Origin of the sequence: Gilliamella sp. Choc4-2, assembly GCF_001690355.1 — a bacterium.
GTDB classification, from domain to species: Bacteria; Pseudomonadota; Gammaproteobacteria; order Enterobacterales; family Orbaceae; genus Gilliamella; species Gilliamella apicola_A.
On sequence record NZ_LZHG01000001.1, the window covers coordinates 45,369 to 66,314 of the forward strand.

Annotated in this window: 19 protein-coding genes and 2 tRNA genes; 10 read left to right on the forward strand and 11 right to left on the reverse strand. The window is 32.4% G+C overall.

Translation table 11 applies throughout. From position 1 onward, the window contains the following. The first annotated feature begins 257 nt into the window (after positions 1–257). From A9G34_RS00220 to A9G34_RS00250, 7 genes are read left to right on the forward strand one after another with little or no spacing between them, the layout of a single operon-like run. Positions 258–875 (forward strand): NAD(P)H-dependent oxidoreductase, encoded by a 618-nt coding sequence (locus A9G34_RS00220; protein ID WP_051825224.1) that lies wholly within the window; start codon positions 258–260, stop codon positions 873–875. Next, the gene (locus tag A9G34_RS00225; RefSeq protein ID WP_034945932.1) at positions 847–1,371 is read left to right on the forward strand and encodes a DUF2867 domain-containing protein; all 525 of its coding nucleotides are present in this window, start codon (positions 847–849) and stop codon (positions 1,369–1,371) included. The genes A9G34_RS00220 and A9G34_RS00225 overlap by 29 nt, the downstream gene beginning before the upstream one ends. Positions 1,372–1,374: 3 nt before the next feature. After that, positions 1,375–2,514, forward strand: a complete 1,140-nt coding sequence (locus tag A9G34_RS00230) for an AfsA-related hotdog domain-containing protein (RefSeq protein ID WP_065568530.1) — start codon at positions 1,375–1,377, stop codon at positions 2,512–2,514. A 19-nt stretch (positions 2,515–2,533) separates the two neighbouring features. Continuing rightward, positions 2,534–3,688: an NADH:flavin oxidoreductase gene (locus tag A9G34_RS00235; protein WP_065568531.1), complete on the forward strand. Its 1,155-nt coding sequence runs from the start codon at positions 2,534–2,536 to the stop codon at positions 3,686–3,688. 5 nt (positions 3,689–3,693) lie between these two features. Further along, positions 3,694–4,470, forward strand: coding sequence for an SDR family NAD(P)-dependent oxidoreductase (locus tag A9G34_RS00240; protein WP_051825226.1), 777 nt, complete (start codon positions 3,694–3,696; stop codon positions 4,468–4,470). 12 nt (positions 4,471–4,482) lie between these two features. Next, positions 4,483–5,226 (forward strand): SDR family NAD(P)-dependent oxidoreductase, encoded by a 744-nt coding sequence (locus tag A9G34_RS00245; RefSeq protein ID WP_051825228.1) that lies wholly within the window; start codon positions 4,483–4,485, stop codon positions 5,224–5,226. Between the two features lie 28 nt (positions 5,227–5,254). After that, a complete protein-coding gene (locus tag A9G34_RS00250; protein WP_034945941.1) occupies positions 5,255–5,536 on the forward strand; it encodes a YciI family protein in 282 nt (93 codons plus the stop codon). Positions 5,537–5,887: 351 nt separating this feature from the next. On the opposite strand, the gene A9G34_RS00255 is transcribed toward A9G34_RS00250, so the two are convergent. The 3 genes from A9G34_RS00255 to erpA form a co-directional block, all read right to left on the reverse strand. Further along, positions 5,888–5,963 (reverse strand) — tRNA-Gly (locus A9G34_RS00255). A 13-nt stretch (positions 5,964–5,976) separates the two neighbouring features. Continuing rightward, positions 5,977–6,064, reverse strand: a tRNA-Leu gene (locus tag A9G34_RS00260). A gap of 659 nt (positions 6,065–6,723) precedes the next feature. Next, a complete protein-coding gene (gene erpA, locus A9G34_RS00265) occupies positions 6,724–7,062 on the reverse strand; it encodes an iron-sulfur cluster insertion protein ErpA (protein WP_034945944.1) in 339 nt (112 codons plus the stop codon). A 154-nt stretch (positions 7,063–7,216) separates the two neighbouring features. Between erpA and hemL the strand changes: the two genes are divergently transcribed. Continuing rightward, a complete protein-coding gene (hemL, locus tag A9G34_RS00270; RefSeq protein ID WP_034945948.1) occupies positions 7,217–8,512 on the forward strand; it encodes a glutamate-1-semialdehyde 2,1-aminomutase in 1,296 nt (431 codons plus the stop codon). Between the two features lie 51 nt (positions 8,513–8,563). After that, positions 8,564–9,040 (forward strand): thioredoxin-dependent thiol peroxidase, encoded by a 477-nt coding sequence (gene bcp, locus A9G34_RS00275; protein ID WP_065568540.1) that lies wholly within the window; start codon positions 8,564–8,566, stop codon positions 9,038–9,040. A 47-nt stretch (positions 9,041–9,087) separates the two neighbouring features. Here the strand turns inward: bcp and A9G34_RS00280 are convergent, their stop codons facing one another. Together A9G34_RS00280 and A9G34_RS00285 are read right to left on the reverse strand one after the other, a co-directional pair. Next, positions 9,088–10,152, reverse strand: a complete 1,065-nt coding sequence (locus A9G34_RS00280) for an AI-2E family transporter (protein WP_034945954.1) — start codon at positions 10,150–10,152, stop codon at positions 9,088–9,090. An 81-nt stretch (positions 10,153–10,233) separates the two neighbouring features. Beyond that, entirely contained in the window at positions 10,234–11,757 is a 1,524-nt protein-coding gene (locus A9G34_RS00285; protein WP_065568532.1) for a helicase HerA-like domain-containing protein, read from the reverse strand. Positions 11,758–11,866: 109 nt separating this feature from the next. Between A9G34_RS00285 and A9G34_RS00290 the strand changes: the two genes are divergently transcribed. Beyond that, positions 11,867–12,097 carry a YdcH family protein gene (locus A9G34_RS00290; RefSeq protein WP_034945960.1) on the forward strand — a complete coding sequence of 77 codons (231 nt, stop codon included), beginning with the start codon at positions 11,867–11,869 and terminating at the stop codon, positions 12,095–12,097. 348 nt (positions 12,098–12,445) lie between these two features. On the opposite strand, the gene mgtA is transcribed toward A9G34_RS00290, so the two are convergent. The 6 genes from mgtA to A9G34_RS10650 all read right to left on the reverse strand — a co-directional run. Further along, the gene (gene mgtA / locus A9G34_RS00295) at positions 12,446–15,151 is read right to left on the reverse strand and encodes a magnesium-translocating P-type ATPase (RefSeq protein WP_065568533.1); all 2,706 of its coding nucleotides are present in this window, start codon (positions 15,149–15,151) and stop codon (positions 12,446–12,448) included. Positions 15,152–15,917: 766 nt separating this feature from the next. Continuing rightward, positions 15,918–17,810, reverse strand: coding sequence for a DNA topoisomerase III (locus A9G34_RS00300; protein WP_065568534.1), 1,893 nt, complete (start codon positions 17,808–17,810; stop codon positions 15,918–15,920). 282 nt (positions 17,811–18,092) lie between these two features. Beyond that, on the reverse strand, positions 18,093–19,094 hold the full coding sequence (gene zntB / locus A9G34_RS00305; RefSeq protein ID WP_065568535.1) for a zinc transporter ZntB: 1,002 nt from the start codon (positions 19,092–19,094) through the stop codon (positions 18,093–18,095). A gap of 252 nt (positions 19,095–19,346) precedes the next feature. After that, a complete protein-coding gene (locus tag A9G34_RS00310; protein WP_065568536.1) occupies positions 19,347–19,601 on the reverse strand; it encodes a hypothetical protein in 255 nt (84 codons plus the stop codon). Positions 19,602–19,630: 29 nt separating this feature from the next. After that, positions 19,631–20,458, reverse strand: coding sequence for a DUF6708 domain-containing protein (locus A9G34_RS00315; protein WP_065568537.1), 828 nt, complete (start codon positions 20,456–20,458; stop codon positions 19,631–19,633). A 16-nt stretch (positions 20,459–20,474) separates the two neighbouring features. Next, the coding region (locus A9G34_RS10650) for a hypothetical protein (protein ID WP_176701460.1) at positions 20,475–20,946 on the reverse strand (472 nt) is incomplete at its 5' end.

Consider the following 20,946-nt stretch of genomic DNA (forward strand, 5'->3'; position numbering starts at 1 on the left):
CTTACCTAATTTAATAAAACTAAATTTTATCATAACTTTTTAGCATGCAACTTACCCTGAATTTAGCAATCAACCGCTTAAGCACATCACTCACACTATAGATCATTTTTAAATCTTTGACATTAAAAGCACCTTTAATAACTTCTTATTTTTCAAAATAATAAATAATATTAACTGGAAAATTACTGCTGTATTGATATTTTTTAAACACCATGATAGCATGTAAAGATAATCTTTTTTATATAAGGAACTAGAGTATGAAAAAAACATTAATTTTACTTGCACATCCAAATTTAAATGAATCAGTTGTTAATAAAGCTTTAATACAGAAATTAACTCCTTTCGCTTCAGAAAATTTGATAATTCGTGATATTTCAAAATCCTGTGTAAATAATCAGTTCAATGTAGAAGAAGAGCAATCTTATCTATTAAACTCCGAACGCATTATTTTTCAATTTCCATTATATTGGTATTCCTACCCTGCAATATTAAAAAAATGGATTGATGAAATTTTTCTTCCGGGTTTTGCTTATGGTAGAAAAGGAACAGATTTAGGAACTAAGCTCATTAATAAACAATTTAGTGTCATAGCATCTATTGGTGGAACAAAAGAAGTATATACTCCTGGAGGTGTTGTAGGTTTTTCTATTAATGAGTTATTAAGACATTTACAGATAACAATTGAATATGTTGGTGGTATATATACTTACCCATTTTTTATTTATGGTTCAAACTTTATTAAAGAAACGTCCAAATTGGATGATATTTTTAAAGATTACAAAGAACATATATTTTCAGAATATATTCCTAAAGATAAACAATATAAAAAATTGATTAAATTAGCTTATGAATGCCAAGCAAAAGGGTTCTATTAAAAAACTCAATGCTTTATTAAACAATATAACTCTTATAGCAGAAGAAGTTGATTATTTAAGCTATCAAAGCTTATATATTTCTAAAAAAATTTCAGCATATGATGCTTATAAAAAAATAACGAGTTATCAACCTAAATGGATTGAGTTACTGTTTAACATTAGAGATTTTTTAGGAAAAATAGTTGGAATTAAATCCATTAACGGGTTCAATGTATTAGACAAAAACGAACCCGATATAGGAAATAAAGTCCACTTTTTTACAGTCATTGAAAAAGAAGAAAATATATTAACGTTGGTAGTAAGAGACTGGCATCTAGATGTTTGTGTGCATATTCGTATTATCAACGCTAATGATTATCATAATAAGTTATATTTAATTACATCAGTTAAAAATCACAATCTTGTTGGAAAATTATATATGTTGCCTGTTTCTATCATGCATCCATATATTGTAAGTAAATTGTTCGAAAATCTTAATATTAAACAGAAGGAATAAAAAATGGATAAAAAAGCACTTGTTGATTCGTACATAGTTCATAAATCAGAAGTAGAAGATGTACTTATTTATGAACCTAGTATTGTACTATTAAATATGATTAAAGAAGATGATTTTAACGATTTAATACTCTCTAATCCAGAGCATGAACATCTTCTTAAATCTGTTTATAAACGCTGTAAATCTAATAAACAACATATTTATACTCTTAGAACATTACCAATAGAGATATCAAAAGATGTAGCTTGTACTATTCTTTCTGATATACATATAGCTGAGTTTTATAAACCACTAGATGATAACACTTTAGAATTAATTAGTGCTTATATGCCTCTACATCTAGAGGAAATTATTAGAAGTAGATTATTATCCAATATTCCTCCAATTAATGATGATGATAAAAGAGCAATTTCTAACATACAAAACACAGCCCCTATTTATTCTTATTTCTTATTTAATAATACAAAAAACCAATATTTTTACAAAAAATTCCATGAACATGTTCCTGGAATGATGTTATTAGAAGCAGCAAGACAAGCTGGATATGATTACGTTTACTCAACAACAGGGCATAAATACAAAGAGGTCTCTATCTCAATGACAAGTCTTGGAGTAAATTTTTTAGACTATGTTGTGTCATCTTATCCACTAGAGATACTTTTTTCTCAAAAAGATTATGTTCGTAGGGTAAAACCTAAAATTCTTGAAAAGAAAGCATGGTTTTATCAAAAAGGTAAACTTAAAGGAACTTTCTCCTTAAATTGTGCAGTTATTCCCATGAGTATTTTTCCTAGATTAAGAAATGAACACTATGCTAAAACACATAATTTTTATCCTTTCGATAAGGACATGTCAATAAAAGTATTTAGCAATAATGGCCAAGAATCGAATAAAAAAATAATATACTTATCATTAACAGGGATCACAATAGAAAGTGATAAAGATGATAATGCAAATATTTCTAGTGTAATTTTATTGAATAAACATGAGTTCTCAATAAAACAACACACAACAGTAGAAACAAACAGTAATTGGCACTATTTGATATTTGACGATTTATCTAAATCTCAGTTACTAACATTGAATAATATAATAAATACTTGTTTTTATCATAAACCTATGTTTGATGAACTAAACATTTAAAAACTGGGATAAAAAATACATGAATGATTTAATTCTATTATCACCTTTACATTTTGAAAATGGAATATCGATTAAGAATAGATTATTTTTATCATCGATAGGACTAGACTTAGCAAAACCCACTGGCGAATGTTCCGAAGAATTGATCAATTTTTATAAAAAAATTATCGATGGCGGCGTTGGGATGATTATAATTGGCAATTCAACGGTGTCACCATCCTCCCGCTTACATGAAAGAGGGCTAGCTTTATATGAATGGAAACATGCACAAGCTCTAAAGCCAATTTTTGAATATGCCCATCAAAAAGATGTATTAGTGGTAGTACAACTCCAGCATTATGGTGCACAAGGTTCATCAAAACACACAAATTGCCCTCTATTATCCCCTAGTGGGCAATTTAGTCAAAAAATGAAAAAAAAATTCCCAGAAGACAAAGTTATAGAAATGTCTATAAGTGATATTGAAAATGTCATTGAGGAATTTGCTCATTCTGCATGGTTAGTTCAACAAGCTGGTGGTAAAGCTATTCAAATCCAAGCCGCTAATGGATACCTAATTAGTAGTTTTTTATCGCCTTATACAAATAAAAGAACTGATGACTATGGTGGAACCCCTAAAAAAAGAGCGCTTATACTGATAAAAATCATTGAAGCTATTCAAGTTAAAACTAAATATAACCTAAGTATTTTTATTCGTTTGGGCATTGATGATTATTTTGATAATGAAGAAGGGCAAAAACCAGAATATTTAGAGGAAGTAATACATGAATTAGAACAATTAGGCATTGATGGGATAGAATGCTCAATGTGTATAGGCGAAACATTTTACAAATTTTTAAGTGGTTATAATCAAAACAGCAAAAATAGAATTTTCTCTGGCGCAAGTAAAATTAAGTCTTATACAACTAAAATTCCAGTAGGATGTACAGGACTAGTTCACTCAATATTGGATGCAGAAGAGCAACTCCATAAATACAAACTTGACTATATTGGTATGGCAAGGGCATTATTTGCCGATCCAAAACTTTTATCCAAATTTTTTGAAAAAAGAGAAATCAACGCTTGTAGATTTGATGGTTTTTGTTTTAAAGATAAAAGCAATCCAAAATTAGACAGAGTTTATTGCTGTGTTAACCCTGATTATTTAAGAGATTCTCAAACTAAATATGAGTAAATAAAATGAAATACATTGATTTTGAAGACAAAAATATCATCGTTGTTGGTGGTACAAATGGTATAGGTCTGTGCTTAGTACAAAGACTTATTGAATTAAAAGCAAATATTATTGTTCTTGGAAGAAATATTGACAAGCCTGAACTCAAAAAATTAAAGGATCATTGCCAATTTTTTAAATGTGATATTTCAAACTCTAATGACATTGATAATACTTTTGATCATATTAAAAACGAATATAAAGTTTTACACTTTGCAGTAAATAATGCTGGTATCACAGCCCCTTATAGTAATATCTCCGAATTGGATATTATTCAATGGAAAAAAATTATTGACACCAACTTAACAGGTACAGCCCATTGCTTAAAAAGAGAAATCCAATTAATTTCTCAAAGTAAAGGTGGCGCTATAGTAAATATTTCATCCTGTGCAGGATTACAAGCATTACGAATGCAAGCTGCGTATTCCGTAAGTAAAGCCGCCATTAATATGCTAACACAAGTTGCTGCTATAGAGTGTGCCGTTGATCATGATAATGTACATGCAATTCGAGTTAATGCTGTAGCTCCAGGACCAATATTAGGAGGAATGAATAATGAGGAAAATTTGCGAAAGAACCCTGAACGGACAGAAAGAAAATTATCAATTACAGCAATGAAAAAGTTTGGCACAGCTGACGAAGTTGCTAATAGTGTTTTATGGTTATTAAGTCAACAATCATCATATACTACAGGCGTTATATTACCTATTGATGGTGGATTTAATTCAGGTAAATTCAATTAAAAGACAAACTTTATGAAAAAAAATATCTTTATCTCTGGAGTAAGCTCAGGAATAGGTCGTGAGCTAGCTCTTTATCATTTAAAAGAAGGAGACAGTGTATATGGTATTTCCCGAAGTAAATGTGCTGAGCTTGAAAAATATCAACATTTCCATCATCACTGTATAGATTTATCACAATCGGAATTTATAGTTAGCCATTTGAAAGAATTTTCTAATCTAAAACAAATTAAAAAAATTGACCGTTTATACCTAAATGCAGGTCTATTTAATAAAGTTACTCGGTTAGATCAATTAAGTTTTGATGACTTTAATTATGTTATGTCAGTTAACTTATTTTCTTATAAGATTTTATTAGATTTTTTTCTAAATCATGACCAGCTATCATTAGAACAAATTATAATATCCAGTTCAATTGCCGGTGTTCGTCCGAGACAAGGAATGTCTGTTTATGCGGTATCTAAAGCAGCATTAAATATGATGATAAAAATATATGCATTAGAAAACCCACATTTATTTTTTGCTGTAATTGGACTATGTATTTTTGACTCAGCAGTTTCTCGTGTAATAACTTTAGACAATCCAAAGCTAAATGAATTTCCAGAATTAAAAAAATTAGCTGAGCGCTTATCTAAAAATGATGGTTATTTAGTAAGTTCACAACAAAGGGCTAAAGAATTGATTCATGTTTTAAATAATATTGAAACTTTACAAATCACATCTGGTGATTTTTTTGAAATACGTGATCTACTACATTAAATTTATTTTATTAAATAAGGAAAAACAAATGATAATTGTAACTGCTACATTTAAAAAACCAATGCAAGAGATTTTAGCAAAATTAGATGAACATAATAAATTTTTAGATAACTATTTCGCTCGCAGTAAGTTTTTAGCTTCTGGACTTTTTGAAGATAAAACAGGCGGTATAATTTTAGTAATGAGTGACTCGATTGAAGAAACAAAAAATATAATAAAAGAAGACCCTTTTTACATTCACGACCTTGTAGATCTTAGTTATACCTTTTTTCAAGCATCAAAATTATCACCTAATCTAACGACACAATAAGTCACTTTATGCCCTTCTCTTAAAAAACTATGAAACTACTTTAGATAGCATATTAAGTACATTTAAAGTTGTATAGTTCTTTATGGGAAGGGAAACAGATAAATTACACTAGCTAGTCATATTCAGACACTAAAATTGAAAAATGGTTATCACTAGTATTTGAATCAACTTTTATTTTTTACCAATTGTTAATAAAATAATAATAACAAAATTCTTATCAACCAAAGTGTTAGGTCAAATTTTAATGCTATAAGCCTAATGATTGGATTCTATATTGTAATAGAAAAGTCAGACACAATTATTAATTTTCATGAAATAATAAATATTGATTTTCATCTAAAAACACTAGATTGGAGCGGGAAACGAGGTTCGAACTCGCGACCCCGACCTTGGCAAGGTCGTGCTCTACCAACTGAGCTATTCCCGCATAGGTAAGTAAGTGGTGCCCGGGGCGAGACTTGAACTCGCACGGCCAAAAAGGCCGAGGGATTTTAAATCCCTTGTGTCTACCGATTTCACCACCCGGGCTCAAAACACATTACAAAATATAATTGCGTTTCGAATGCTGAGCATTTTACCTATCTGAATTTCTACGTCAACTAAAAATTTAAAATTATTGATTAATTGCTCAATGTTTATCATTTTTGTGGATTTATTAAGCTATCATAAAATAAAATACATTTTAAACGTATATCTTGATTAAACTAGTGATTGTATTTGCAATTAAGTGGCAATGAATTTTTATAATAAATTATATTCAGTTGATTTTAAATTTTTGCTTTGTATATCAACCACTTTTCTTAGTATAAATAAAATGGTTTTTGAAATTATAATGGAATAAAGATAATTTTATCGCCTTTTTAAGGCGACCTTTATAACAAGAAGCTAATTACTTTTTATCTTTTTAACCGTTTAAAATAACAATAGATTAGATAAAAATAATATTTATAATTATTAGGTCTAATAAATAGTCTTATCAAAATTATATGTCAACTTTTCATTAAATAGTAAAATTAATACAAAATTGACATTGATGAGTAAGTAAGAACACAAAATTTATATACTAAAAAGGCTACAATTTTATGTTCTAAATAGCATGTAATGAAAAATGTATATAAACAAAAAAACTCAGCAGTAAATTTATGATTTACTGTAATTATAGATATTTATTAAGTCTTTTTACAATACTAAACACTAAATGAAGAACCACAACCACAAGTTGTAATTGCATTCGGGTTGTCTACCACAAAGCGAGAACCTTGTAACCCTTCGACATAATCAATGGTACCTCCAACTAAATATTGTAAGCTCATTGGATCGATTACCAGTGATACACCATTTTTTTCGATAGATAGATCGTCTTCATTTACTTTTTCATCAAATGTAAAACCATACTGAAATCCACTACAGCCACCACCAGTGATATAAACTCTTAATTTTAAATTTGGATTTTCTTCTTCGGTTACTAATGATTTCACTTTATTTGCAGCAGCATCTGTAAAGTTAATCGGTAAAGCATCACTCATTTTTTTCTCCTAATATCTGGATTTACGTATTATATACTGCTCAAAAAAGAAATTACAAAATGAAAAATGCTATTGCTTAATTTTTTAATAGCTACCTTGAAATTTTTTCAATTCTATGAATAAATACCACATAATTTTGTCAAAGGATCACAACATGCTTACAAACTCATTAAAGTCAGAAAAATTATTTAACCAAGCATTATCAGTATTACCTGGCGGTGTTAATTCACCTGTACGAGCTTTTAACGGGGTTGGCGGAACTCCATTATTTATAAAACGAGCAAATGGAGCTTATATTTATGATGTTGATGAAAAAGCCTATATTGATTATGTTGGATCTTGGGGACCTATGATTTTAGGACATAATGATCCTGATGTTGCTAACGCAGTAATTAATGCTGTTCATAATGGATTAAGTTTCGGCGCACCAACTGAAATTGAAACCAAAGTAGCTAATCTAGTTACTGAGCTTATGCCATCTATTGAAATGTTACGTATGGTTAATTCAGGAACAGAAGCAACAATGAGTGCCATAAGAGTTGCTCGTGGCTTTACTGGACGTGATAAAATTATTAAATTTGAGGGTTGCTATCATGGGCATGCTGATTACTTATTGGTTAAAGCAGGCTCAGGCGCCCTGACTTTGGGTCATCCGACTTCTCCAGGCGTGCCAAACGATTTTGTAAAACACACTTTAGTTTGTGATTATAATAATCTTGAATCAGTTCAAAAACAATTTGAAAAATACCCTAACGATATTGCTGCAATCATTGTTGAACCTGTAGCAGGAAATATGAACTGTGTTCCAGCAAAAAAAGAATTTTTACAAGGTTTAAGAGCGCTATGTGATAAGTATGGTGCTCTTTTAATTATTGATGAAGTCATGACAGGCTTTAGAGTTGCACTTGGTGGAGCGCAAGATTATTATGATGTCGTACCTGATCTTACTTGTTTGGGTAAAATTATTGGCGGCGGAATGCCAGTTGGAGCATTTGGTGGTCGAACTCAGATAATGCAACAATTAGCCCCAACAGGACCAATTTATCAGGCTGGTACACTTTCAGGAAATCCTGTCGCTATGGCAGCAGGTTATACCACATTAACAAAACTCATGGATGTTGGTATCTATCAAGAATTAGAAGAAAAAACCGTAACACTAGTAAATGGATTATTATCTGCTGCTAAGCAATACAATGTTCCATTTTTAGTAAACCACGCAGGAGCCATGTTCGGATTATTCTTTACAAATGCCTCAGAAGTGACCAGCTACCAAGATGTGATGAATTGTAATATTGAATTATTCAAAAAATTCTATCATCATATGCTAACTGAAGGGGTTTATTTTGCCCCTTCAGCGTTCGAAGCTGGCTTCATGTCACTGGTGCATACAGATAACGAAATCAATCACACAATTGATGCAGCAAAACGTTTTTTTAGTAATATAAGTTAGTAATATCAAAAGCGATTAAAATATTAAACTATTAACATGGGTAATATATTTATGGTTAATCCACTAAAACAAGGTGAAAAAGCACCTCAATTTTCGTTGCCAGACCAAGATGGAGAGTTAATCAGCTCAAAAGATTTCAAGGGTCAACGGATATTGATTTATTTTTATCCAAAAGCAATGACGCCCGGTTGTACTATTCAAGCATGTAATTTGCGAGATTGCGCTGATGAATTCAAAAAATATAATGTAGTAATAGTTGGTATTAGTTCTGACAAACCTGAAAAGCTATCGCGTTTTGCAGAAAAAGAGCTGTTAAACTTTACCCTTCTCTCTGATGAAAATCATGAAATGTCCCAAGCTTTTGGCGTTTGGGGTGAAAAAGAATTTATGGGTAAAACTTACGATGGCATTCATCGTATTAGTTTTTTGATTGATAAAGAAGGAAAAATTGAACACGTATTTGATAATTTTAAGACAAGTAATCATCATGAAATTGTTTTAGATTACCTTAAAAATCAATCAAATTGATTCGAGTAAAAGCAGATTATTATTAAGTAATCTGCTTTTTTCTTTAATTAAAAATTATTAATTTCTTTTGGTTTAGGCCATGCATTAATAATTGCCTTCACTAATGTTGCAAGAGGAATTGCAAAGAAAATCCCCCAAAAACCCCATAAACCGCCAAAAACAATGACTGCTAAAATGATCACTAAAGGATGAAGATTGAGTTTTTCAGAAAATAAAAATGGAACTAGCAAATTACCATCTAATGTTTGAATTAAAATATAGAAAAAAATTAAATAACCAAAATTTGCAGTTAATCCCCACTGGAATAGCGCAATTAAAACTACAGGAATACTTGAAATAATAATACCAATATAAGGAATAAGAACAGATAAGCCTACGATCACTGCAAGTAATAATCCATAATCTAACTCAAAATACCCAAATGGAATATAAACACACACAGTTAAAATGATGATATGTAAAACATTACCTACAATATAATTGGATATTTGCATATCCATTTCCGCCGCAACTTGTTTTAAAATAGTACGATTTTTAGGTAAAATTTTTGAACAATATCCCCATATTTTAGCTTTATCTTTTAGAAGAAAGAACATCATAACAGGTATTAATACCGCATTGATAACCACCGAAACTAACCCAAGTAAAGAAACGATTGAAAATTGCAATAAAGAATTTCCAGTTTGCACAACTTTATTAGTAATACCCTGAATAATAGAATCAAATAAGCCGACATCGATTAACTCAGGATAGTGTTCTGGCAATGAAGTTAAAAAATTATTGGAAAACTCTAACATCTGTGGAATATTTTTAATCAAACTAATACTTTGCTGCCAAATTAAAGGCAGCAAAATCATAATTCCTGCAAGCACAACTAGAATAAATAAAAACAACACAATGACAACAGCAAGCGTTCGAGGAATGTTTTTTCTATATAAAAAATTTACTGGAGTATCAAGTAGATAAGAAAGCACAATAGCAATTAATATAGGCAGTAATATTTTATTAAAAAAATAAATAATGAAAAATATAAAGATAATAACAACCAATAGCGAAACCACATGCGGGTTACTCAATTGCCTATTATACCAATTAACAAACAATTTAAGCATTGCAAATACTCCTATTTTGCTTATTTTTATTAATTAAGTTTGTTTTTAAAATCCTAAATGAACAAAGGTAAAAAAGTTAATTTATCGTTTAAATCCCCCTAAAATACCTCGGGTGATTTGCTTGCTTATCTGATTTACAACTTGCCGTGTAGTGTTTTTAGCTATTTTTTGAGCAATACCATCATATGATTTACCTTTGGTGCCTTTATGACCAAAAAATAATGAGCTAAAAAAACCGAACACTCCGCCATAACTTTCTTGATTTGTTGAGCTATTAGTCTCTTTTTTATCAAAATTATTCACATCTGAATCAGCTAAATTATCAAATGAAAAACCATCTTGAAGTTTTTCATAAGCGGATTGTTGATCAATGGCATGTGAATATTTATTATAAAATTTTGATTGCTGAATCACATCGAATTGTTTTTGAGATGACATTATCCCCATTTTTGAACAAGGGGCTATAACATAACCGAGTTGAACCATATTAGGGCTTCCCTTTTCATCTAAAAACGATACGAGTGCTTCACCTACTCCTAATTCCATGATTGCTTTCTCAGTATCGAAGCTTGGATTGGCTCGCATTGTTTGTGCAGCCGCTTTTACGGCTTTTTGATCTTTAGGAGTAAAAGCGCGTAATGCATGTTGTACGCGATTACCTAATTGACCTAATATTGTATCTGGAATATCAGTAGGATTTTGGGTTGCAAAATACACTCCAACGCCTTTAGAACGAATTAAACGAACAACTTGTTCTATTTTATTTAAAAGTGCAGGCGCAATATCATTGAACAACAAATGTGCTTCATCAAAAAAGAAAATTAATTTTGGTTTATCAAGATCCCCAGTTTCAGGCAAACGTTCAAACAATTCCGATAGTAACCATAACAGAAAAACAGAATATAATTTAGGCGAATTATATAACTTATTGGCAGATAAAATATTCACAGCTCCACGACCTTGATCATCAACTTGCATCAGATCTTCAATGTCAAATCTAGGCTCGCCTAAAAAATATTCTGCCCCATCATTTTCAAGCGCCAATAGACCACGTTGGATTGCACCAATTGATGATAATGAAATGTTGCCATACTGAGTGGTTAATCTTTTCGAATTATCGCCAACAAATTGGATTAATGCACGAAGATCTTTGAAATCAATCAAGAGTAAACCATTATCATCAGCAACCTTAAATACAAGCTGTAAAACCCCTGATTGGATATCATTTAAATTTAATAAGCGCCCTAATAAAATAGGACCAATATCAGATACAGTGCTACGAACAGGTATGCCCTTTTCGCCAAACACATCCCATAATTCAACAGGAAACGAATCGGATTGCCAGTTGTCAACCCCCATATTTGCTAGCCGAGCTTGCAATTTTTCAGATAATATACCGTTTTCACCCAAACCGGTTAAATCACCTTTAACATCGGCCATAAAAACAGGCACCCCAATTTGAGAAAAACCTTCAGCCATTTTTTGTAGAGTAACCGTTTTACCGGTTCCTGTTGCACCGGTGATCAAACCATGGCGATTTGCGAAAGGAGCTAAAATAGATAGATCTTTACCATTGCTTTTAGCGATAACTATTGATTCACTCATGGATTAAATCCTCATAAAAATTGCTACTAAAATAGCCAATAATATTGTAAGCTGAAATAGTGATAACTGCTATTGTTATTATTTCACTCAACCTAACTAGGGAGTAGCTATGTTTCCAGAATACCGAGAAGTAATATCAAAATTAAAAAATTCCGATCTCCGCTTTCAAAAATTATTTGATAAACATAATGAACTTGATCAAAAAATTAAAAATATTGAAAATGGAATTATTGTTGATACGACCGAAACAATAGAAGCATTGAAAAAACAGAAACTTAAAATTAAAGACGAAATTTATGATATTTTAAGAAAAACTAATGATAACCATTTAAAACTGTAACTTACCAATATATTGTTAAAAAATTTAGTTATTATCTCTTTTAATAATTTCATATTCGTTTAGAGAGATAAAAAAACCCCATTACTGGGGTTTTTTATTGTATTCTAACTTACATAATTATACTAATTATTTATTTTGAAATTATATTACACTTATATTTTTTCAATTTACGCCTTTATTTACTAATTTTCTTTCTGCTTTTTTTAGTTTTCGACTTTTAATAAGGACAATTAAGTTTTTGTGAGGTGTTTTCATATTTCATTTTCCTTCTAATTATAATTATATGATTTAAATAATTTTTTACATATATAAGCGACTTGAGTATCGCTTATATATTAGTTTGCGAAACTAAAACCATTGACCGAAACGCTTAATATAAATACGTTTCATTAATTGAGCAACACAACAATAGCTAAATAGTGTTACCAAAAGCCAAGGAAAATATAACCATGGCAGTGGCTGTAATCCAATCAAGCTCCCAAGTGGAGAAAATGGAATATAAATACCTACAGCCATAACAAATAAAGTCATTACAACAACAGGAAACGCAGCTGTACTTTGCACAAATGGAATTTTTTGGGTTCTAAGCATATGTACTACCAAAGTTTGTGAAAGTAAGCCTTCAATAAACCAACCTGAATGGAATAATGATTGTGCTTCTATGCTGTTAGCACTAAACACAAACCACATCAATACATAAGTTGTGATATCGAAAATAGAAGAGGTTGGACCAATCCAGATCATAAATCGCCTAATATTTAGCGCATCCCATTTACGTGGTTTTTGTAAAAACTCATCATCCATTTTGTCCCATGGTAATGAGAGTTGTGAAATATCATACAGCAAATTTTGAATGAGTAAATGTATCGCTAGCATAGGTAAAAATGGTAGAAACGCACTAGCAACCAATACTGAAAAAATATTACCGAAATTAGAACTTGCCGTCATATTTAAGTATTTCATGATATTACCAAAGGTTTCACGACCACAGATCACTCCTTCTTCTAATACCATAAGGCTTTTTTCTAGCAAAATAATATCAGCCGATTCTTTTGCAATATCCGTTGCGGTATCGACGGAAATACCCACATCGGCATCACGAAGTGCTGGCGCATCGTTTATACCATCGCCTAAAAAGCCAACAGTATGGCCGTTTTCTTGCAATAGCTTAATAATTCTGGATTTTTGCAATGGGGTTAATTTGGCAAAAATAGTACGCTGTTCAATTTCTACTTTAAGTTCGGCATCATCCATTTTTTCGATTTCGGTACCTAATAAAGGAATACCTGGCTCTAGACCAACTTCACGACAGACTTTAATGGTGATAATTTCGTTATCGCCCGTCAACACTTTAACACCCACACCGTGTTCGTTTAATGCCGAAATAGCGTCAAAAGCACTTTCTTTTGGTGGATCTAAAAAAGTTAAAAATCCACGAATCGCAAGTGCAGTTTCATCTTTCACGCCGTATTGAGCTTTGGTTTCACTAGCTGGAATATCTTTAACACCAACAGCAAGTACTCTAAACCCCTCTCTATTATACTCATGCGCGATAGCAATTAAAGCTTGTTTACGCTTGTCATCCAATGGCAAATATTCTCCATTTTCGTAAACGTAACTAGCAATGGACAACATTTCTTCAACTGCACCTTTACAGATCATTAAATGATTATCACCACCATTTTGCACAACGACAGATAAACGACGGCGCACAAAATCAAATGGTAATTCATCAATTTTTTTGTATAAACCAACTCCTACCTTTTTCATATTGGTTTTTTCTTCAGTAAAGCGGATAATCGCTTTATCCATTAAATTTTTCATACCACTTTGATAATAGCTATTAAGCCAAGCAAGCTCTAAAACTGTAGGATCGACATTGCCATTAATATCAAGATGATGTTCTAAGATAATTTTATCTTGAGTTAAAGTACCCGTTTTATCGGTACATAAAATATCCATTGCACCAAAATTTTGAATGGAATTAAGCCGCTTAACAACTACTTTACGTTTCGCCATACCAACTGCGCCTTTAGCTAGATTAGCGCTAACAATCATAGGCAACATTTCAGGAGTTAACCCAACTGCAACAGCTAAAGCAAATAATGCAGCATCGCCCCAATCTCCTTTAGAAAAACCATTTAGCACAAAAACGATTGGTACCATAATCATCATAAAGCGTATTAAAAGCCAACTAACACTATTCACCCCACGGTCAAATGAGGTTTCAGCACGAGATCCTACAATTGATTTTGCCAATGTTCCAAAATGAGTATCCCCACCTGTTGCAATAACAATGGCTGTAGCGGTACCACTTACAACATTGGTTCCCATATAACAGATATTATTGACATCAAGTAAATTGTCTTTGTCGATATCAGTGGCACCTACATTGCTCGTTTTTTGGGTAACCGCACCTAATGTATCGTACTTCTCAACTGGAATTGACTCACCAGTTAGCACTGCTTGGCTAACAAATAAATCTCGTGATTCAATTAAACGAACATCAGCCGGAATCATATCGCCTGCGGACAAATAAACAATATCCCCCGGAACAATTTCACTTAATGGAATTTCAATGCGTTCGGGGGTCATATCTTTATGTGCACGACGCAATACCGTGGCTGTTGTGCGAATCATTGACTTTAAAGCTTCGGCTGCCTTATTAGATCTAAACTCTTGCCAAAAGCGCAATAATCCACTTAACGATACCATTGTCAAAATAATGATGATACCAGTTAAATCGGTTTCTTCGCCTTTTTGCAAAGGTAACCAATAGTCAGTCACAAAGCTGACAATAGCTAAAACTAATAATACAAATATAAATGGATTATTAAATGCCATTAATAATTGCACTAAAATTGATGGCACTTTTTCGCGAGCCACTTCGTTTTTACCATACTGTTCAATTCTAGATTTTGCATTTTCTTGCGTTAATCCTGAAAGGCTGGTTTGAAATTTAGATAAAATACTATCAAGGCTATTTTGTGCTTCGCTGATAGCTTTCACATCTAAATTATTTGGATTTTTAATTTTTGAAATATTTTTAGTCATCTTATGTACCTATATTCATTTTGGCAAATAAACGCCTACTCATTGTTAACAACATAACAATAAGCAAATCAAAATTTATGATGAGCTAAGAATTTATTGCATAGCAAAAAAGTAGCTAAAAAAGCTATTGCTGAGCATAAATATAAATTAGCAAAAAGAAATTAATTAAGAATTAGATACAACTCGGTGGCTCTAAATGTTTTTCTGAAAGATACAATAGACACAACATTAGCATTTGTGCACATTGATGTTTTGCGTTTGTGTGATAGCGTATAAGAAAATGCATATCGTTCACCGTTACCGTTTATCAATTCGGCTTGTGAACTGAAAAAATGATTATTTAGACAAGTTCATAACCGATAATGATTGTTTGAATTTATCTCCCCACATTTTGGGGTGACCCGATTGAGTGTCCATATTTCTCCTGTAAATTGAACTCAGCGCTTTGGATTTCAACTTTTCTTCACCCTCATTTTTAACACCTTTATAGTTAAAAAAGTAAGAAAAAGCTCAAAGACGGGCAATTTATACGCCCTTACAGAAAATAAGTCAACGGGTCATATAAAATAATCTTTGTAAATGCTTAAAAACAGCACTGAAAGTGCACAATATAGCTAACTATAGTGAAATCAATACAACTTTTGCCTACATCAGCAATTCTTTCATTATAACTGCTCATCTATTACAACAATAAAAAATTAAAATTGCACATATCAAATAATTGACTTGCTATACAGCCATACTTAATGCCCTATTATAATAGACATTAAGTATGAATATTTAATTGTGCATTTTTAAGTTGATCGACAAGATTAAGTAATGATTGATTAAGCTGAATCATAAATTGTTGATACGAAAATTCTTTTTTACTGATCTCCTCAAGCTGTAGTTCCCAATGTGCAGTCATATCTGGCATAGACATAATATCAGGAAGCGATAATATAAGATTTCGACCGACTTGTGTTGATTTTATCGATTTACCTTGGCGAGTTAAAAACTGACGTTTAAATAACAGTTCAATTATACCTGCTCTTGTTGCCTCAGTACCTAAGCCATCCGTTTCACGTAATATTTTCTTGATTTCAGGATCCTTAACAAATCGAGCAATACCGGTCATAGCTGAAAGCAAGGTGGCATCCGTAAATGGCTTTGGTGGTTGGGTTTCTTTACTGATAAGTTCTGCATCTATACATTGAACATTTTCACCTTTTTTAACTAATTTGGTTAAAAGTGCGTTACTATCGTTACTCTCATTTACGGAATCAGCTTGATTATTTTTGGTTCCAAATAATACTTTCCAACCAGCATCTAACATTTGGTTTGCTTTTGAAACGAATTTTCCACCTTGAATATCAACTTCAATTTGCAATTCAGAATACTTATAAGCTGGATAAAATTGTGCTAAATATTGTGTTGCAATAACTTGATAAACTGCCTTCTCATTGCTAGACAAATTGTCCATTTTAGCCTTACGCAAAGTCGGGATAATAGCATGATGAGCTTCAACTTTTTTATCATTCCATATTTTTGTTCTTAAAGTAAAATCCGCATTATCAATCGCCGTTTTTAATTCAGGACAATTATTTTCAATTGCCGATTTTACCCCTGTCACTTGCTTAAGATGCTCTTCTGGCAAATAACGACAATCCGATCTTGGATAAGTTATTAATTTGTGTTTTTCATATAACGATTGACAAATATCGAGCACTTCTTGTGCGCTTAATCCATTTTTCTTTGCCATATCAATTTGTAATGCAGATAAATTAAATGGCATAGGAGGAGCTAGCTCTTTCTTTTTATTGCTAACTTTATCAATTACACCGATTTGATTTTTAATTCTTTTACAAACATTTTCTGCTAATGCCTTAACTAATACTCGTCCTTCTTCGTCTTGATAAGGAGCACAAGCTTCGCTAGGCAGCCACTTTGCTTTAAAAAGCTCATTATGTTTAGTTTGAATCACCGCAAAGACTTCATAAAATGGTTTAGGCACAAACTGCTCTATCTCAAAATCTCGTCTTACAACCAAGCCTAAAATAGGAGTCTGCACTCGCCCAATTGATAACACACCGCGATAACCATTTTTTTGTCCAACAATTGTACACAACCGACTCATATTAATACCATAAAGCCAGTCTGCTCGTGCTCTTGCTAATGCTGAAGTTGATAAAGGGATGAAATCTTGATTACTACGTAATTGCTGTAATGATTTTTCAACAGCGCTAGCATTCAAATCGCTGATTAAACAACGTTGTATTGCTTTGCGTTTATCTGGGGGTAATTGGCAATAATTTAAAACTTCATCAACTAATAATTGCCCTTCTCTATCAGGATCACCAGCATGCACAATCTGATCTGCTGATTTAATCAGTTCCACCAAAATATCAAATTGCTTTTTCGTATTGTCTTTCGGCATCAATACCCACTTTTCAGGTACGATAGGCAAATCGCTAATTATCCATTTTTTATATCGGGGATCATAAACTTCTGGTGTGGCTTGTTCTAATAAATGCCCAATACACCAGCTTACAACATCACCATTACTTGCTTTAATAAACCCATTACCCTTTTGATGAGGCTTGGGTAATACATCAGCAATAGCTCTTGCTAAACTAGGCTTTTCGGCAATAAATAAACGATAAGACTGATTAAATTGCATAAAAATGATTATTCATTAAAAAATTCCAAACAGCATAAGCTTGTTAAACTTATCGAACCAACAAACCAAATTTATTTTCAAATTCAAATAGTTGGTTGCATTTAGCTCTTAAAAGCATTACCCAAAAAAAGTTAAAATTAACATTTCATCGCCAATCCAGTCTTGATAATAAGCTTGAATCCATTTTAGGTGCATATCTTTAAATAACGATTTAATAATATCCATATTTTCAGCTTTATAACATTTATAATATTCTACTTACTTTTAAAAAAATCACGCCACTTACCACCATTTTTTATATTTAAGCCAAATAACTGAAACAATACAAATAACAGCAAGTAGTCCCATTAATCCAACAAAAGACCATCCTTGCTCACTAAAAGGAATACCAGCTAAATTGACCCCAAGCAAACTAGTTAAAAAAGTAATCGGCGTAAAAATAATGGTAAACAATGACATCAAATAAATTCGTTTATTGGTCGATTCAGCCAAAAAGCTATTAATTTGCTCCATAATTGATGCTAACCGTAATAAACAGCTATCAATGTCAGATATATAGTGATTTTGTTGATTGGAAATATCATGCAATCGTTGACGATCATTATCATCAATCCATGATATTCTTTCAGTTGAAATCTTAACAAAAATATCACGTTGCGGTGATAATAAGCGCCGTAAAACAATCAATTGCTTACGTACCCGACCTATTTCTTTATAAGAAAAGATACGTTGATTTAAAACTAAATCTTCGAGCTTAATAATTTTATTATGAACACTGTTAAAAGATAAATTCACTTGATCACTGATTAACTCAGATACTTGAATTAGCCAATCAGCAACATCAACCGGACCAATCCCTTTTTCTAAATTATTTTTCAATTGGGAAATAGCATCAATTTGTTGGTGCCGTGCTGAAATAACTAAGTTATCTGTAATATAAAAGCGAAATGTAACAATCGGATCGGGTAATTCATTTGGTATAAAATTAACCCCTTTTAAAACCACTAAAATGCCTGTATCAAAGCGAATTTCTTTAGAAATTTGATTCGGTTTTATTAATTCATTCTTGACCAGTTCAGGGATTAAATTTGTCTCGTTTATCCATTTTATTGTATCTGGATTAGCAAAATTTAAATGAATCCAACTTGGTTGCTGTACCGAAGCCTCATTGTCTACATTCAAGGGATTAGCATTACCTTTTCCATCCAATTGGCAACTAAAAATAGGCTTTGCAGCTAAAAGGTTAGAAACAGAAATTGAACTTCCACTATTATGGCTACTCATTATTCAGCCCCATTTGTTAAGTTTTCTTAATTATATACTGAAAATAACCAAAAATGCAGCGCTTGATTTGCCATAGCTTGAATTATTTAATGCGTTAAATAACTGGAAGGGCTAACGAATTGTCGGGTGGGCAATAACACAATACTCAAAGCCATACCATTGATAAATACTATCAGCTGTTAGCACATCGATTGGGCGCCTTATTTAACGACCTTTCCTTGATTTTCAATGCGTAGCTCTTTGAGTCATCTTTCACTTGCAGGTAGCTTCAAAGTCATTGAATTCCAAAATAGACATAACCGTATCTACAGTTAATATACTTCCCAAAATAGTAACAATAAAATGGAGACAACCATAAAAAATCTGATCATTGTGATCCTGACGAATAAAGGCACAATAGGTATTATTGGCATAACTTAAGCGGCGATCATGCAGGGGCACTAAACGTGGACCTTTATCTAGATCCCCAAACCAACCAAGAATTTGTGGGCGGTATTTTGATGGCATAATTATTCCTTATTCCTTAATCATCTGGGTTATTCCGTTATATGGTACCGTTGTTTGATTTCGGCGAGCTCTTCTTGCGATGTGGCATTAAACGCTTCGACCATCCATTCGGGCCAACCTTGCCCTTCAATCCTATGGGCTTTAAATTCCGCTTCTTGATCTGACTTATATTCACCGTCATCGATATTGGCAGATTTATAATGCACCATAAAACTATTGATCCACCCCCAAACAAATGTACTTCCTGCACCGGCTCGCATAGGATCTAACATAATATGATCTATCACTTGGTGCGTGCCCGGTTGGCAGACCATTAACACGGTTGAACTTAAGGCATTACGTGACATATTATGAATAATAACACCGTGCAAATCGTCCCAATCATACTCTTTTATTCGGCGTTTTTTCGGTTGTAAAAATACTGCAGGATGCCGTAATACTTTAAAGTTAAAAAAGTAACTTTCATTTACATAGACTTTACCCGTTTTACGATTAAATATAATGGGGCTACCAAAACGAGAGAAAGCATTTTGGTAGAATTCAGGAATGGATAGATATAAAGCGGCACAACAAGTAATAAAACCACCAACTCCTATAAAACAAAGCATACTACCGCTATCTGGATGATCATAATCCATAATAAATGTACAAGATCCGACTACTAATATACTTCCCAAAATAATAGCAACAAAGTAAAGGCAAGCATAAAAAATCTGATCATTGTGATCCTGACGAATAAAGGCACAATAGGTATTATTGGCATAACTTAAGCGGCGATCATGCAGGGGCACTAAACGTGGACCTTTATCTAGATCCCCAAACCAACCAAGAATTTGCGGGCGGTATTTTGATGGCATTTTATTCTCCTTTTATTTATTCATCGTGAAATTGGTTGCTGCTTCGATTAATGATAAGCGGGATTTCGTTATCATCTTGTGCATTAGGGCTGATATTGATTTGGTAGTTATTTATTAGATCATAAGCAAAGGTGCCCGCTACCCAGGTTATTACCGTTAGGTGACTTTCTGGCTGGTTAGGAGCTGGCTCTTTTACTTCGATTTTTTCAATATCGGTAAAATTAGATTGCCATACCGCTTTGCCCTGAGTGAGGGTTTTAAAGGTTTTTGCTTCATAATGGTCGATAAAATAGTTTTTATCGGTGGTGACATATTCGGTGATTTTTAGGGTTTCTTTGGCTTTATCTTCGTTTAGGTGGATTGGGGAGTGCGCCACTACTGAGTGGTTATTTACCCCTGTTGAACTGATATTAAAGCGAGATTCAATCATATCCTCATCACGTTGCCCATTCTTGCCAAATAATGTAACCGTGGCCTGCAACGGCAGG

Coding starts and splice junctions, on each gene's coding strand:
- A9G34_RS00220 (WP_051825224.1), top strand. CDS start 258: ATGAAAAAAACATTAATTTTACTTGCACATCCAAATTTAAATGAATCA.
- A9G34_RS00225 (WP_034945932.1), top strand. CDS start 847: ATGAATGCCAAGCAAAAGGGTTCTATTAAAAAACTCAATGCTTTATTA.
- A9G34_RS00230 (WP_065568530.1), top strand. CDS start 1,375: ATGGATAAAAAAGCACTTGTTGATTCGTACATAGTTCATAAATCAGAA.
- A9G34_RS00235 (WP_065568531.1), top strand. CDS start 2,534: ATGAATGATTTAATTCTATTATCACCTTTACATTTTGAAAATGGAATA.
- A9G34_RS00240 (WP_051825226.1), top strand. CDS start 3,694: ATGAAATACATTGATTTTGAAGACAAAAATATCATCGTTGTTGGTGGT.
- A9G34_RS00245 (WP_051825228.1), top strand. CDS start 4,483: ATGAAAAAAAATATCTTTATCTCTGGAGTAAGCTCAGGAATAGGTCGT.
- A9G34_RS00250 (WP_034945941.1), top strand. CDS start 5,255: ATGATAATTGTAACTGCTACATTTAAAAAACCAATGCAAGAGATTTTA.
- erpA (WP_034945944.1), bottom strand. CDS start 7,062: ATGAGTGATGCTTTACCGATTAACTTTACAGATGCTGCTGCAAATAAA.
- hemL (WP_034945948.1), top strand. CDS start 7,217: ATGCTTACAAACTCATTAAAGTCAGAAAAATTATTTAACCAAGCATTA.
- bcp (WP_065568540.1), top strand. CDS start 8,564: ATGGTTAATCCACTAAAACAAGGTGAAAAAGCACCTCAATTTTCGTTG.
- A9G34_RS00280 (WP_034945954.1), bottom strand. CDS start 10,152: ATGCTTAAATTGTTTGTTAATTGGTATAATAGGCAATTGAGTAACCCG.
- A9G34_RS00285 (WP_065568532.1), bottom strand. CDS start 11,757: ATGAGTGAATCAATAGTTATCGCTAAAAGCAATGGTAAAGATCTATCT.
- A9G34_RS00290 (WP_034945960.1), top strand. CDS start 11,867: ATGTTTCCAGAATACCGAGAAGTAATATCAAAATTAAAAAATTCCGAT.
- mgtA (WP_065568533.1), bottom strand. CDS start 15,151: ATGACTAAAAATATTTCAAAAATTAAAAATCCAAATAATTTAGATGTG.
- A9G34_RS00300 (WP_065568534.1), bottom strand. CDS start 17,810: ATGCAATTTAATCAGTCTTATCGTTTATTTATTGCCGAAAAGCCTAGT.
- zntB (WP_065568535.1), bottom strand. CDS start 19,094: ATGAGTAGCCATAATAGTGGAAGTTCAATTTCTGTTTCTAACCTTTTA.
- A9G34_RS00310 (WP_065568536.1), bottom strand. CDS start 19,601: ATGCCATCAAAATACCGCCCACAAATTCTTGGTTGGTTTGGGGATCTA.
- A9G34_RS00315 (WP_065568537.1), bottom strand. CDS start 20,458: ATGCCATCAAAATACCGCCCGCAAATTCTTGGTTGGTTTGGGGATCTA.